Below are 12,942 nucleotides of genomic sequence, written 5' to 3'. Positions count from 1 at the left end.
GTGATGCACACTTGAGCCTGTTCCACTCAAGTCATCGCTGGAGGAATCAACCATGGCACGTGCGGTCGGCATCGACCTGGGCACGACTAACTCCGTCGTCAGCGTTCTGGAGGGCGGCGAGCCCACCGTCATCACCAACGCCGAGGGTGCCAGGACCACGCCGTCCGTCGTCGCCTTCGCGAAGAACGGCGAAGTCCTCGTCGGCGAGGTGGCCAAGCGCCAGGCGGTCACCAACGTGGACCGGACCATCCGGTCCGTGAAGCGTCACATGGGCACCGATTGGAAGATCGAGCTCGACGGCAAGAGCTTCAACCCGCAGCAGATGAGCGCCTTCATCCTGCAGAAGCTGAAGCGCGACGCCGAGGCCTACCTGGGCGAGAAGGTCGCGGACGCGGTCATCACCGTCCCGGCCTACTTCAACGACTCCGAGCGCCAGGCGACGAAGGAAGCCGGCGAGATCGCCGGTCTCAACGTCCTGCGCATCGTCAACGAGCCCACCGCGGCGGCGCTCGCCTACGGCCTCGACAAGGACGACCAGACGATCCTCGTCTTCGACCTCGGCGGCGGCACCTTCGACGTGTCCCTGCTGGAGATCGGCGACGGCGTCGTCGAGGTGAAGGCCACCAACGGCGACAACCACCTCGGTGGTGACGACTGGGACCAGCGGGTCGTCGACTACCTGGTCCAGCAGTTCAAGTCGGGCCACGGCGTGGACCTGGCCAAGGACAAGATGGCCCTCCAGCGCCTCCGCGAGGCCGCCGAGAAGGCCAAGATCGAGCTGTCCTCGTCCACCGAGACCTCGATCAACCTGCCCTACATCACGGCGTCCGCCGAGGGCCCGCTGCACCTGGACGAGAAGCTCACCCGCGCCCAGTTCCAGCAGCTGACGGCCGACCTGCTGGAGCGCTGCAAGACGCCGTTCCACAACGTCATCAAGGACGCCGGCATCCAGCTGTCCGAGATCGACCACGTCGTTCTCGTCGGCGGCTCCACCCGTATGCCCGCCGTCGCCGAGCTCGTCAAGGAGCTGACCGGCGGCAACGAGGCCAACAAGGGCGTCAACCCGGACGAGGTCGTCGCCATCGGCGCCGCCCTGCAGGCCGGTGTCCTCAAGGGTGAGGTCAAGGACGTCCTGCTGCTCGACGTCACCCCGCTGTCCCTGGGCATCGAGACCAAGGGCGGCATCATGACGAAGCTCATCGAGCGGAACACGACGATCCCGACCAAGCGGTCCGAGATCTTCACCACCGCCGAGGACAACCAGCCCTCCGTGCAGATCCAGGTCTACCAGGGCGAGCGCGAGATCGCGGCGTACAACAAGAAGCTCGGGATGTTCGAGCTGACCGGTCTGCCGCCGGCCCCGCGTGGTGTCCCGCAGATCGAGGTCGCCTTCGACATCGACGCCAACGGCATCATGCACGTGACCGCGAAGGACCTCGGCACGGGCAAGGAGCAGAAGATGACCGTCACCGGCGGCTCCTCGCTGCCGAAGGACGAGGTCGACCGGATGCGCCAGGAGGCCGAGAAGTACGCGGAGGAGGACCACGCCCGCCGCGAGGCCGCCGAGACCCGCAACCAGGGCGAGCAGCTCGTCTACCAGACGGAGAAGTTCCTCAAGGACAACGAGGACAAGGTCCCCGGCGAGGTCAAGACCGAGGTCGAGGCCGCCGTCGAGGAGCTGAAGGCCGCGCTCAAGGGCGAGGACACCGCTGAGATCCGCACGGCCACCGAGAAGGTCGCCGCGGTCTCCCAGAAGGTGGGCCAGGCCATGTACGCCGACGCCCAGGCCGGTCAGGCCGGCGCCGGTGCCCCGGGCGCCGAGGCCCCGAAGGCCGACGACGACGTCGTCGACGCCGAGATCGTGGACGACGAGCGCAAGGACGGTGCCGCGTGACGGAGGAGACCCCGGGCTTCGAGGAGAAGCCCGACGTCCCTTCCGGCGCCACCTCTGACGACGCCGAGCCGACGGCCGCCCCCCAGGAGGGGGCGGCCCCGGCCGGGGACTCTTCAGCAGCACAGATCGCCGGTCTGACGGCCCAGCTGGACCAGGCACGCAAGGCGCTCGAAGAGCGCACGGGCGACCTCCAGCGGCTCCAGGCCGAGTTCCAGAACTACCGCCGCCGGGTGGAGCGGGACCGGATCACGGTCAAGGAGATCGCCGTGGCGAGCCTCCTGACCGAACTCCTGCCCGTGCTCGACGACATCGGCCGCGCGCGGGAACACGGCGAGCTCCTCGGCGGGTTCAAGTCCGTCGCGGAGTCGCTGGAGACCGTCGCGGCCAAGATGGGCCTGCAGCAGTTCGGCAAGGAGGGCGAGCCCTTCGACCCGACCATCCACGAGGCCCTGATGCACAGTTACGCACCGGACGTCACCGAGACCACGTGCGTGGCGATTCTGCAGCCCGGGTACCGGTTCGGCGAACGCACCATCCGCCCCGCGCGGGTGGCCGTGGCCGAACCCCAGCCGGGGGCGCAGACCGTCAAGGGCGAGGAAGCGACCGAGGCGGCCGACGACAAGGAGAGCGGTGGCCCGGACGAGGGCTGAGCTTGAACCGATGAGAAAGGAGGGGCGTCGAGGATGAGCACCAAGGACTTCATCGAGAAGGACTACTACAAGGTCCTCGGCGTCCCCAAGGACGCCACCGAGGCCGAGATCAAGAAGGCGTACCGGAAGCTCGCCCGCGAGTTCCACCCGGACGCCAACAAGGGCAACGCCAAGGCCGAGGAGCGCTTCAAGGAGATCTCCGAGGCGAACGACGTCCTCGGCGACCCCAAGAAGCGCAAGGAGTACGACGAGGCCCGCACCCTCTTCGGCAACGGCGGTTTCCGTCCGGGGCCGGGCGCGGGCGGCGGCTCGTTCAACTTCGACCTGGGCGACCTCTTCGGAGGCGGGGCCCAGGGCGGCGGTCAGCCGGCCGGCGGCTTCGGCGGCGGACTCGGAGACGTCTTCGGGGGCCTGTTCAACCGCGGCGGCGCCGGCCCCATGCGGACCAACCCGCGGCGCGGCCAGGACATCGAGTCCGAGGTCACCCTCAGTTTCACCGAGGCGATCGAGGGCGCGACGGTCCCGCTGCGCATGTCCAGCCAGCAGCCCTGCAAGGCCTGTTCGGGCACCGGCGACAAGAACGGCAACCCGCGGGTCTGCCCGACCTGTGTCGGCACCGGCCAGGTCGCCCGGGGTTCCGGCGGCGGTTTCTCGCTGACGGACCCCTGCCCGGACTGCAAGGGCCGCGGCCTGATGGCGGAGAACCCCTGCGAGGTCTGCCACGGCAGCGGCCGCGCCAAGTCGTCGCGGACCATGCAGGTCCGCATCCCGGCCGGGGTGAGCGACAACCAGCGCATCCGGCTGCGCGGCAAGGGCGCGCCCGGCGAGCGGGGCGGCCCGGCCGGTGACCTGTACGTCGTCGTGCACGTGGACGCGCACCCGGTCTTCGGCCGCAAGGAGGACAACCTGACCGTCACCGTCCCGGTGACGTTCACGGAGGCGGCGCTCGGCGGCGAGGTCAGGGTGCCCACCCTGGGTGGCCCGCCGGTGACGCTCAAGCTGCCGCCGGGCACACCCAACGGCCGTACCATGCGCGCCCGTGGCAAGGGCGCGGTCCGCAAGGACGGCACGCGCGGCGACCTGCTGGTCACCGTGGAGGTGAGTGTTCCGACGGAGCTGTCGGGGAAGGCTCGTGACGCGCTGGAGGCGTATCGCGAGGCGACCGCGGGTGAGGATCCGCGGGCGGAGCTGTTCCAGGCCGCGAAGGGAGCTTGATTCGAGATGGACGGTCGTCGACGCAACCCGTATGAACTGACCGAGGAAACCCCGGTCTACGTCATCTCGGTGGCGGCCCAGCTCTCCGGCCTGCACCCGCAGACACTGCGCCAGTACGACCGTCTGGGCCTGGTCTCCCCCGACCGCACCGCCGGCCGGGGCCGCCGCTACTCGGCCCGTGACATCGAACTGCTCCGCCAGGTGCAGCAGTTGTCGCAGGACGAGGGCGTCAACCTGGCCGGAATCAAGCGGATCATCGAGCTGGAGAACCAGGTCGCCGCCCTGCAGTCCCGGGTGGCGGAGATGGAAGCGGCGCTCGACGGCGCGGCGGCCGCGATGCAGCAGCGCGAGGCCGCGGTGCACGCCTCCTACCGGCGGGACCTGGTCCCGTACCAGGAGGTGCAGCAGACCAGCGCGTTGGTGGTGTGGAGACCCAAGCGGCAGCAGCCGTCGGACTGAACCCACGCGCGCGGGAACACCGCTGTGAAGGGGCCCGGGGAACCTCCCCGGGCCCCTTCGCGTGCGTACGCGTCCACTGTCCGTCCGTGGTCCCGGCGGATCTTCACTGCCCGGCGGAAGAGGCGCCGTGTAGAGTCCGTGAAGACTGTTCGGCGGCGGTTCCCCCACGTCTTCACATGCAAAGCGGAGCGTGGCGTTGCCATCTCGTTAAGTAGTTTCGCTTGACGCTGGGGGGCGTGGCCGCGTTGGCTTTTCAGTCATCTGGGTCGCAATGCTGCGTCCACGTCCGGAAGGCACCAGAAGTGAGCACCCCCATGCGTCGTATCGCCATATCCGTGGCCGCGTCCACGATGACCCTTTCGCTGGCCGCGTGCGGTGCCCTGGGGGTTTCGGGGGACAGCGCGGACGCGAGCCCGACCAAGGGCAACGACATCACGGTGGGCGTCCTGATGCCGGAGAAGACGAACACCCGGTACGCCGAGTTCGACTACCCGATCATCAAGGCGAAGGTCGCCTCCCTCACCAAGAAGCAGGGCCGGACCGTCTACGCCAACGCCGGTGCCGACACGGACACGCAGGCCGCCCAGATGCAGCAGATGATCGACGACAAGGTCGACGTCATCCTGCTCGACGCGGTCGACTCGCATCTCATCGCGCCCATGGTGAAGAAGGCCAAGGAGGCCGGCATCCCGGTCATCGCCTACGACCGCCTGGCCGAGGGCCCGATCGACGCCTACGTGTCCTTCGACAACGAGCTCGTCGGTGAGGTGCAGGGCCGTTCCGTGCTGGAGGCGCTGGGCGCGGGGGCCGACTCCTCCGACAAGGTCGTCATGATCAACGGCTCGACGACCGACCCCAACGCGAAGCAGTTCAAGACCGGCGCGCTCTCCGAGCTGGAGGGCAAGGTGACGATCGCCGACTCGTTCGACACCGACAAGTGGAGCCCGGAGCTGGCCCAGTCGCACATGACCCAGGCGATCAACAAGATCGGCAAGGACAACATCGCCGCGGTGTACTCCGCCAACGACGCCATGGCCGGCGGTGTCATCAAGGCGCTGGAGGCCGCGGGCGTCACCAAGCTGCCCCCGATCACCGGTCAGGACGCGGAACTCGCCGGGGTGCAGCGGATCGTGGCCGGCGAGCAGTACATGAGCGTCTACAAGCCCTACCCCGGTGAGGCCGAGGCCGCCGCGGAGATGGCCGTGGCGAAGATCCAGGGCAAGGACATCCAGTTCGACGCGCTCGCCCGGGACAGCGTCGACAGCCCCACGAACAAGGCCGTGCCGGCGCAGCTCGTGCCCGTGGTCGCCCTGACCAAGGACAACATCAAGAGCACCGTCGTCGCGGACGGCATCTACAAGGTGTCCGACATCTGCACCAGCCAGTACAAGTCCGCCTGCGCGGCCATCGGCCTCCACTAGGGCTCCCCGGTCCGGATCAGCCCGGGCGGTGTCCCACGCCACCCGGGCGAACTCCACCCTGACCTCCCCTCCGGCAGGCCGCCGGCCACTTTGCGGTACACGCCCCCGTGCGGGGTGACGTCGGCGGTGGCCGGATCAGGTCGGTGACGTAGGTGTGGAGCAGGTTGCCGTCGGTGATTCCGTTGCCGGCGGTGTTTGCGAGTGTGACGTCTCCCGTCGTGGTCGCGCCGAGGACGCCGGGGCGGCCGATCGCCGGGTCGGGGCGGAACTGGAGCGGGTCGAGGAAGTCGTCGTCCGGGCGCCGGTACACGACGTGCATCGCCACCTCGCCGCGCGTGGTCCGTATCCGGACCCGGTCGCCCCGGCACATCAGGTCGTGCCTCTCGGCCCTTTGAACGCCCATCAGCCGGGCCGGTGGGCGGCGTTGCCGGGCCGGGGGTGAGGACGACCGCCCGGGTGTCCTGGGCGCCGTCGGGCGCGGCGGCGAGCAGGTTGTTGCAACCCGCCGGAAGGGGCCCCGGAGATACCGGGATATACCGATGGTTTCCACCGCCCGCGCCGGGGGGAGCCGTGTTGCGGAGCGGGTCCCGTCCGCGCATAGTTGCGCTGCGGAAGACGGGAACCGGGGGTGGGATGGGCGATGGCCGGGCACGGGACGGACGAGCATCCACACGGTGCTGACCGACTGTGCGAGACCGGGGATCGCGTGTACTCCCGGGCCGTACGGCGGGGCCGCGTGCCGCGCCGTGACGCCGAACCGGTGCCCTGTCTGCTGGAGTTGGCGCTGCTGCACCCGGACCCCGACGACATGGACTGGCTGGTCCCCACCTCCCCGCAGGAGGTCATGACCCGGCTGCTGCGCGGGGTGTACGACGAGGTCAGCGCGAGTCAGCGGATGGTGGGCTCGGCGGTGGCGGCCGTCGAGTGGTACGCCGGTCTCGGCCCGCGGCCCCGGCCGGCCGCCGGGGAGGGCGCGGCGATCCGCGTCCTGGACGGCCTCGCCCGTATCCAGGCCGCGATGGACGAGGCGACCGAGGCCTGCACGACGGAGGTCCTCACCGTGCAGCCCGGCGGCATCCGCCCCGAGCACGAACTCACCGAGGGACTGCACCGCGCGCTCGCGCTGCGCGGCCGGGGCGTGCGCATGCGCGACCTGTACACCCATGTCGCCAGGCACGGCCAGGGCCTCATCAACTACCTGGAGCTGATGGGTGGTTCGGTGCAGGCCCGGACCCTCGACGAGGTGATCGACCGGCTGATCCTGTTCGACTCGACGGTGGCCTTCATCCCCGCGAACGCCGACCGCACCCTGGCCCTTGAGCTGCGCCACCCGGCGCTGGTGCAGTACCTGGTGACGGTCTTCGAGCGGCTGTGGCGGCTGGCGATCCCGCTGACCGCGCCGCTGCCCGACACCGGCATCGAGGGCATCTCCCACCGGGAGCAGTCCATCGCCGCGCTGCTCGCGGAGGGCCATCAGGACGCGGTGATCGCGGAGCGGCTCGGCATCAGCGTGCGCACCTGCCGGGCCCACATCGCGCGGCTGTCGGAGACGCTGGGCGCGGCCAGCCGTACCCAACTGGGCGTCCGGATCGCCCAGGTCGGCCTGGACGGCCCGGCCCGTCCGGCGGGCGTCACCCCGCTGACTCTTCCCGGTCAGGAATCCCGGCCCGTCCGATGACGTAGCCGAGCTGCGCGCGGCTCTCGCTGCCGAGGGCCGCCGCGAGTTCGGCGATGTGGACCCGGGCGGTACGGACGTTCGTCCCGAGCCGGTCCGCGATGACGGCGTCGGTGTGGCCCTCGACGAGCAGCGCGGCGATGGCCCGCCGGCGGTGGGTGACGCCGTCGCGGGAGGGCTGCGGGGCCGCCCGCGGGTGCATGGGGCCGGCCAGCCGCCACAGGCGGTCGAAGGCGGTGGCGAAGTAGTCCACCAGGACCGGGTGCCGTACCTCCAGGGCGAGCGGTCCTTGCTGCCGGGAACGAAGGCGACGGCGCGGTCGACGACCAGCAGGCGCTCGGTCACCTCGTCCAGGGTGCGGGCCTCGACGTCGCCGCGCAGCCGTTCGTAGCGGGCCAGGACCGAGGACGCGTGGCGCAGCGTGTGCTGGTACAGCGTGCGGATGCGGCCGCCGCGGTCCAGGAGGTCCTGGTCGCGGGTCAGGGCCTCGGCGTGCCGTTCGGGGCGGGCCCGGGTGTGGCTGGTGTGCGGGTGGATGGCGAGGAGCTCGGCGCCGGCGTCGGCCATGGCCTGGCGATGGCGAGGTTGATCCGGTCGAGTCCGTTCAGGACGCTGATCATCGGGGTGTCGCCGCCGGTGGCGCGCGGCCCGCCGATGCGCAGCAGCGGTTCGAAGGTCCCGGTCGGCCGCTGCTCGCGCCGCCGTTCGTCGGCGATGCGCTCCTGCGAGGCGCGCAGCAGCCGGTGCAGGGCCACCGTCGGGCAGGCGGACTCCAGTGTGTCGAGGTCGGTGCGGGCGGGGTGGAGCAGACCGAGGTCGACGAGGCAGGGGGCCGTCTCGGCGTCCGCGGCGCGAACCCGGCCCTCGCGCAGGGCGCGTTCGTACAGCTGCGTCCCCGCGGCGCACAGGGCTTCCGGTCCGTGCTGCGGGTGCGGCGCCGGGGCCACTCCTGGTCTCCTCTCGTGGGGGCGCCCGTCCGGGCGGGTCCGCACCGGTCAGTGGTCGCGGTCCAGAATCCCCGACTGGGCGATGAGAAAGCCGAGTTGTGCCCGGCTGCCGCTGCCGAGGGCGGCCGCGAGCTTGGCGATGTGGGCCCGGCAGGTGCGCACGTTCATGCCGAGGCGGCGGGCGATGGCCTCGTCGACGTGCCCTTCGACGAGGAGCTTGGCGATGGACCGCTGGACGCCGCTGATGCCGTCGGTGGGGGGAGCGTACGGAGTCTCCTCCAGCAGCGGGACCGCGCGGGCCCACAGCTGCTCGAAGACCTTGGCCAGGTAGTCGACCAGGCCCGGGTGGCGCAGCTCCAGGGCGACCGCGCTGTCGTCGCGGGCCGGGATGAAGGCGACGGTGCGGTCGAAGATCATCAGCCGCTCGATGAGTTCCTCGAGCGTCCGGATCTCGACGTTGCCGCCCTTGGCCATCAGTTCGGCGTACGCCAGGGTGCCCTGGCTGTGCCGGGCGGTGTGCTGGTACAGGGTCCGCATGGTGATGCCCCGCGCGATGACGGCCTGCCCCCGGTCCAGGGCCTCGGTCAGCGAGTGCTCGCTGCGGCCGCCCCCCGGCTGGACCGTCAGGATCTCCGACCGGCAGTCGGTGAGGGCGAGCTCGATCGCGGAGTTGATCCGGTTGATGCCCTCCAGCACGGTGATGGCGTGCGTGGTGGGCAGGTCCTGGGCACTGATGGCCAGGAACGGCTCGAAGGAGTCGGTCAGCTGCACCGCGAGGCTCCGGCGCTCCTGGATCTCCCGCTCCAGGGGGTGCAGCCGCTGCGCGAGCGCCGCCGCCGGCGGAACCGGACGCAGCCAGTTCGCGTCGTCCGGGTCGGGGTGCAGCAGCGCGAAGTCGACCAGGCAGGGAGCGGGCTCGACCTCCGTACGGGCGATGCGCCCGAACCGGAGCGCGCTGGCGTAAAGCCGCCTGCCGTCGGCACACAACTCCGCCTCGGTATGAGGATGTGTCCGGTATGGGTCATTTGATGGCAAAGCTCCACCCCCCAGGGTCCTGAACGTGCAGGAACATGATGCATCGACCCTGTGGTGTTCGCCTGACTGAATGAGCCATCGTCTTGGTGACGGCGGGGGAGAGTAGCCACGGAAGTGAGGACGTAGCCGACTATGTGCAAGAGAATGGTTCGCTCGGTGCTCGCTGTCGCCTTCTCCGCTGGGTTGGTGTTCGGCGCGTACGGTGCCCTGGACCTTTCCTGGAGCAGTGAACCGGCCACCCACCCGGACTCCAGCGGTGAGGCCGTCGCACCTCCGGACCTCTCTTGGAGCAACGTGCTGGCGGGGGACCTGTCCTGGAGCATCGTGCCGAAGGGCACGGCGGCATGACCACCCCACCCGACGACCGCTCCTTCCGGCGCGAGATGGCCACCGCCTATCGCTCGGGCTGGCACTTCATCGACCTGGTCACCGCGATCCCCCACGCCGGTGACTCGTTGATGGTGACGGTCTTCGGTGAGCCGGTCGTCGTGACCCGGGACGAGGACGAGGACCTGCGGGCGTACCGGTGCCTGCGCCGGCCTCGCGGGGCGCCGCAGCCGGTGCGGTGCGCCATCCGGTACGGAATGATCTTCGTCAACCTCGACCAGCGGGACCACCAGCTGGTGGAGCCGGACGTACCGGACCTGCCGACCATCTCAGCCACCCCCCGCAGTGCCTGACGCGATTCCCCCGTCGTAACAGATCGCGCAGGTACTTCCCCCCGCAGCGGCGTCACCGTGACCTGAACACGGTGACGCCGCTGCAGTTTCTGGCGTTATTTCCGGACATACGTGCCCGCACGTCGTGGCTGAAAACGATCGGCCACGACTCCGTGCCCTCCGTGAAGGACGCGCGTCCGCGTCCGCCGCCCGCGCCGCTCCGGCCGCCGGCACGTGTCCCACCCCGGTGCGGGTACCCGGCCCTCACGGGGAACGTGTCTTCCGAACCTTGAGTGGAATAGACTCAACTTTGTGTACGTTGACTGAGTCAGCGCTGGAAGATGTGGACGACGTGGCCGACAGCTGACGCCAGGAGGAGAGAGCGAACGTGGACGCCGAGCTGACCAACCGGAGCCGGGACGCCATCAACGCGGCCAGCGGCCGTGCCGTGTCCGAGGGCAACCCGGACCTCACCCCTGCCCACCTGCTCCTCGCTCTGCTCCAGGGCGAGGACAACGAGAACATCGTCGACCTCCTCGCCGCGGTCGACGCCGACCAGGCCGCCGTACGGACGGGCGCCGAGAAGATCGTCGCCGGGCTGCCCAGCGTCACCGGCTCCACGGTCGCGCCCCCGCAGCCCAACCGGGAACTGCTCGCCGTGATCGCGAACGCGGGCGAGCGGGCCAAGGACCTCGGTGACGAGTACCTCTCCACCGAGCACATGCTGATCGGCATCGCCGCCAAGGGCGGCGCGGCCGGCGACGTACTCTCCCAGCAGGGGGCCAGTGCGAAGAAGCTGCTGGACGCGTTCCAGAAGACCAGGGGAGGGCGCCGGGTGACCACACCCGACCCGGAGGGCCAGTACAAGGCCCTCGAGAAGTTCGGTACCGACTTCACCGCCGCCGCGCGCGACGGCAAGCTCGACCCGGTCATCGGCCGGGACCAGGAGATCCGCCGGGTCGTGCAGGTGCTGTCCCGCCGCACCAAGAACAACCCGGTGCTGATCGGTGAGCCGGGCGTCGGCAAGACCGCCGTCGTCGAGGGCCTCGCCCAGCGGATCGTGAAGGGGGACGTGCCCGAGTCGCTCAAGAACAAGCGGCTCGTGGCCCTCGACCTCGGCGCGATGGTTGCGGGTGCGAAGTACCGCGGCGAGTTCGAGGAACGGCTGAAGACCGTCCTCGCGGAGATCAAGGACTCCGACGGCCAGATCGTCACCTTCATCGACGAGCTGCACACCGTCGTCGGCGCGGGCGCGGGCGGCGACTCCGCCATGGACGCCGGCAACATGCTCAAGCCGATGCTGGCCCGCGGCGAGCTGCGCATGGTCGGCGCGACCACCCTCGACGAGTACCGCGAGCGGATCGAGAAGGACCCCGCCCTGGAGCGGCGCTTCCAGCAGGTGCTGGTCGCCGAGCCCAGCGTCGAGGACACCATCGCTATCCTGCGCGGACTCAAGGGCCGCTACGAGGCCCACCACAAGGTGCAGATCGCGGACAGCGCGCTGGTCGCGGCCGCCACCCTCTCCGACCGCTACATCACCTCCCGCTTCCTGCCCGACAAGGCCATCGACCTGGTCGACGAGGCCGCCTCGCGGCTCCGTATGGAGATCGACTCCTCGCCCGTCGAGATCGACGAACTCCAGCGCGGTGTCGACCGGCTGAAGATGGAGGAGCTGGCGATCGGCAAGGAGACCGACCCGGCCTCGCGCGAACGCCTGGAGAAGCTGCGCCGCGATCTCGCCGACAAGGAGGAGGAGCTGCGCGGTCTGACCGCCCGCTGGGAGAAGGAGAAGCAGTCCCTCAACCGGGTCGGCGGGCTGAAGGAGAAGCTCGACGAGCTGCGCGGCCAGGCCGAACGCGCCCAGCGCGACGGCGACTTCGACACCGCCTCCAAGCTGCTCTACGGCGAGATCCCGAGCCTGGAGCGCGACCTGGAGGCCGCCTCGGAGGCCGAGGAGGAGGCCGCCAAGGACACCATGGTCAAGGAGGAGGTCGGCTCCGACGACATCGCGGACGTCGTCGCCGCCTGGACCGGCATCCCGGCCGGCCGCCTGCTGGAGGGCGAGACCCAGAAACTCCTGCGCATGGAGGAGGAGTTGGGCCGCCGTCTGATCGGGCAGTCGGAGGCCGTGAGCGCGGTGTCCGACGCGGTGCGGCGCACCCGGGCCGGCATCGCCGACCCGGACCGGCCCACCGGCTCGTTCCTCTTCCTCGGCCCGACGGGCGTGGGCAAGACCGAACTCGCCAAGGCGCTCGCCGACTTCCTCTTCGACGACGAGCGGGCGATGATCCGCATCGACATGTCGGAGTACGGCGAGAAGCACACCGTGGCCCGGCTGGTCGGCGCCCCGCCCGGATACGTCGGCTACGAGGAGGGCGGCCAGCTCACCGAGGCGGTGCGCAGGCGGCCGTACAGCGTCGTCCTGCTGGACGAGGTGGAGAAGGCCCACCCCGAGGTCTTCGACGTGCTCCTCCAGGTGCTGGACGACGGGCGCCTGACGGACGGTCAGGGCCGCACGGTCGACTTCCGCAACACCATCCTGGTGCTGACCTCCAACCTCGGCAGCCAGTTCCTGGTCGACCCGCTCACCAGCGAGGCGGAGAAGAAGGAGCAGGTCCTGGAGGTGGTCCGGGCCTCCTTCAAGCCGGAGTTCCTCAACCGGCTCGACGACCTGGTCGTCTTCTCGGCGCTGAACAAGGAGGAGCTGAGCCGTATCGCCCGGCTGCAGATCAACCGTCTCGCCAAGCGGCTGGCCGAACGGCGGCTGACCCTGGAGGTCACCGACGAGGCGCTCGCCTGGCTGGCCGACGAGGGCAACGACCCGGCCTACGGTGCCCGGCCGCTGCGCCGGCTCGTGCAGACCGCGATCGGCGACCGGCTCGCCAAGGAGATCCTGGCCGGCGAGGTCAAGGACGGCGACACGGTCCGGGTGGACGCCTTCGGCGACGGCCTGATCGTGGGCCCCGCCACCGGCAAGACGCTGTAGT

Annotated in this window: 10 protein-coding genes and 2 pseudogenes; 9 read left to right on the top strand and 3 right to left on the bottom strand. The window is 70.3% G+C overall.

Annotated elements, in window-relative coordinates; translation table 11 throughout:
* Window positions 1–52: 52 nt before the first annotated feature.
* From dnaK to ABZT03_RS12915, 5 genes are all read left to right on the top strand, one after another.
* Window positions 53–1,894 carry a molecular chaperone DnaK gene (gene dnaK, locus ABZT03_RS12935; protein ID WP_356037597.1) on the top strand — a complete coding sequence of 614 codons (1,842 nt, stop codon included), beginning with the start codon at window positions 53–55 and terminating at the stop codon, window positions 1,892–1,894.
* Complete coding sequence (grpE, locus tag ABZT03_RS12930) at window positions 1,891–2,544, top strand: nucleotide exchange factor GrpE (RefSeq protein WP_356037594.1); 654 nt, start codon at window positions 1,891–1,893, stop codon at window positions 2,542–2,544. The genes dnaK and grpE overlap by 4 nt, the downstream gene beginning before the upstream one ends.
* 33 nt (window positions 2,545–2,577) lie before the next feature.
* Entirely contained in the window at window positions 2,578–3,759 is a 1,182-nt protein-coding gene (gene dnaJ / locus ABZT03_RS12925; RefSeq protein ID WP_356037591.1) for a molecular chaperone DnaJ, read from the top strand.
* A gap of 6 nt (window positions 3,760–3,765) precedes the next feature.
* The gene (locus ABZT03_RS12920; RefSeq protein ID WP_356037588.1) at window positions 3,766–4,218 is read left to right on the top strand and encodes a helix-turn-helix domain-containing protein; all 453 of its coding nucleotides are present in this window, start codon (window positions 3,766–3,768) and stop codon (window positions 4,216–4,218) included.
* A 314-nt stretch (window positions 4,219–4,532) separates the two neighbouring features.
* On the top strand, window positions 4,533–5,639 hold the full coding sequence (locus tag ABZT03_RS12915; RefSeq protein WP_356037627.1) for a substrate-binding domain-containing protein: 1,107 nt from the start codon (window positions 4,533–4,535) through the stop codon (window positions 5,637–5,639).
* 130 nt (window positions 5,640–5,769) lie between these two features.
* On the opposite strand, the pseudogene ABZT03_RS12910 reads toward ABZT03_RS12915, so the two are convergent.
* Window positions 5,770–6,130 (bottom strand): annotated as a pseudogene (locus ABZT03_RS12910) (circularly permuted type 2 ATP-grasp protein); the annotation flags it as partial.
* A 149-nt stretch (window positions 6,131–6,279) separates the two neighbouring features.
* Here ABZT03_RS12910 and ABZT03_RS12905 point away from each other — a divergent pair.
* Window positions 6,280–7,317, top strand: coding sequence for a LuxR C-terminal-related transcriptional regulator (locus tag ABZT03_RS12905; protein WP_356037586.1), 1,038 nt, complete (start codon window positions 6,280–6,282; stop codon window positions 7,315–7,317).
* Here ABZT03_RS12905 and ABZT03_RS12900 read toward each other — a convergent pair.
* Window positions 7,271–8,261, bottom strand: a pseudogene (locus ABZT03_RS12900) (helix-turn-helix transcriptional regulator). The gene ABZT03_RS12905 and the pseudogene ABZT03_RS12900 overlap by 47 nt on opposite strands.
* A gap of 48 nt (window positions 8,262–8,309) precedes the next feature.
* A complete protein-coding gene (locus tag ABZT03_RS12895) occupies window positions 8,310–9,296 on the bottom strand; it encodes a helix-turn-helix transcriptional regulator (RefSeq protein WP_356037583.1) in 987 nt (328 codons plus the stop codon).
* 156 nt (window positions 9,297–9,452) lie between these two features.
* On the opposite strand from ABZT03_RS12895, the gene ABZT03_RS12890 reads away from it, so the two are divergent.
* From ABZT03_RS12890 to clpB, 3 genes are all read left to right on the top strand, one after another.
* On the top strand, window positions 9,453–9,644 hold the full coding sequence (locus tag ABZT03_RS12890; protein ID WP_356037581.1) for a hypothetical protein: 192 nt from the start codon (window positions 9,453–9,455) through the stop codon (window positions 9,642–9,644).
* A complete protein-coding gene (locus ABZT03_RS12885; RefSeq protein WP_356037578.1) occupies window positions 9,641–9,976 on the top strand; it encodes a hypothetical protein in 336 nt (111 codons plus the stop codon). Before ABZT03_RS12890 ends, ABZT03_RS12885 begins: the two co-directional genes overlap by 4 nt.
* Before the next feature lie 367 nt (window positions 9,977–10,343).
* A complete protein-coding gene (gene clpB / locus ABZT03_RS12880) occupies window positions 10,344–12,941 on the top strand; it encodes an ATP-dependent chaperone ClpB (RefSeq protein ID WP_356037575.1) in 2,598 nt (865 codons plus the stop codon).
* The last annotated feature ends 1 nt before the right edge of the window (window position 12,942 follow it).

This window comes from Streptomyces sp. NPDC005574 (genome assembly GCF_040605435.1).
Lineage (GTDB): Bacteria > Actinomycetota > Actinomycetes > Streptomycetales > Streptomycetaceae > Streptomyces.
This window is presented reverse-complemented; position numbering and strand designations above follow the sequence as displayed.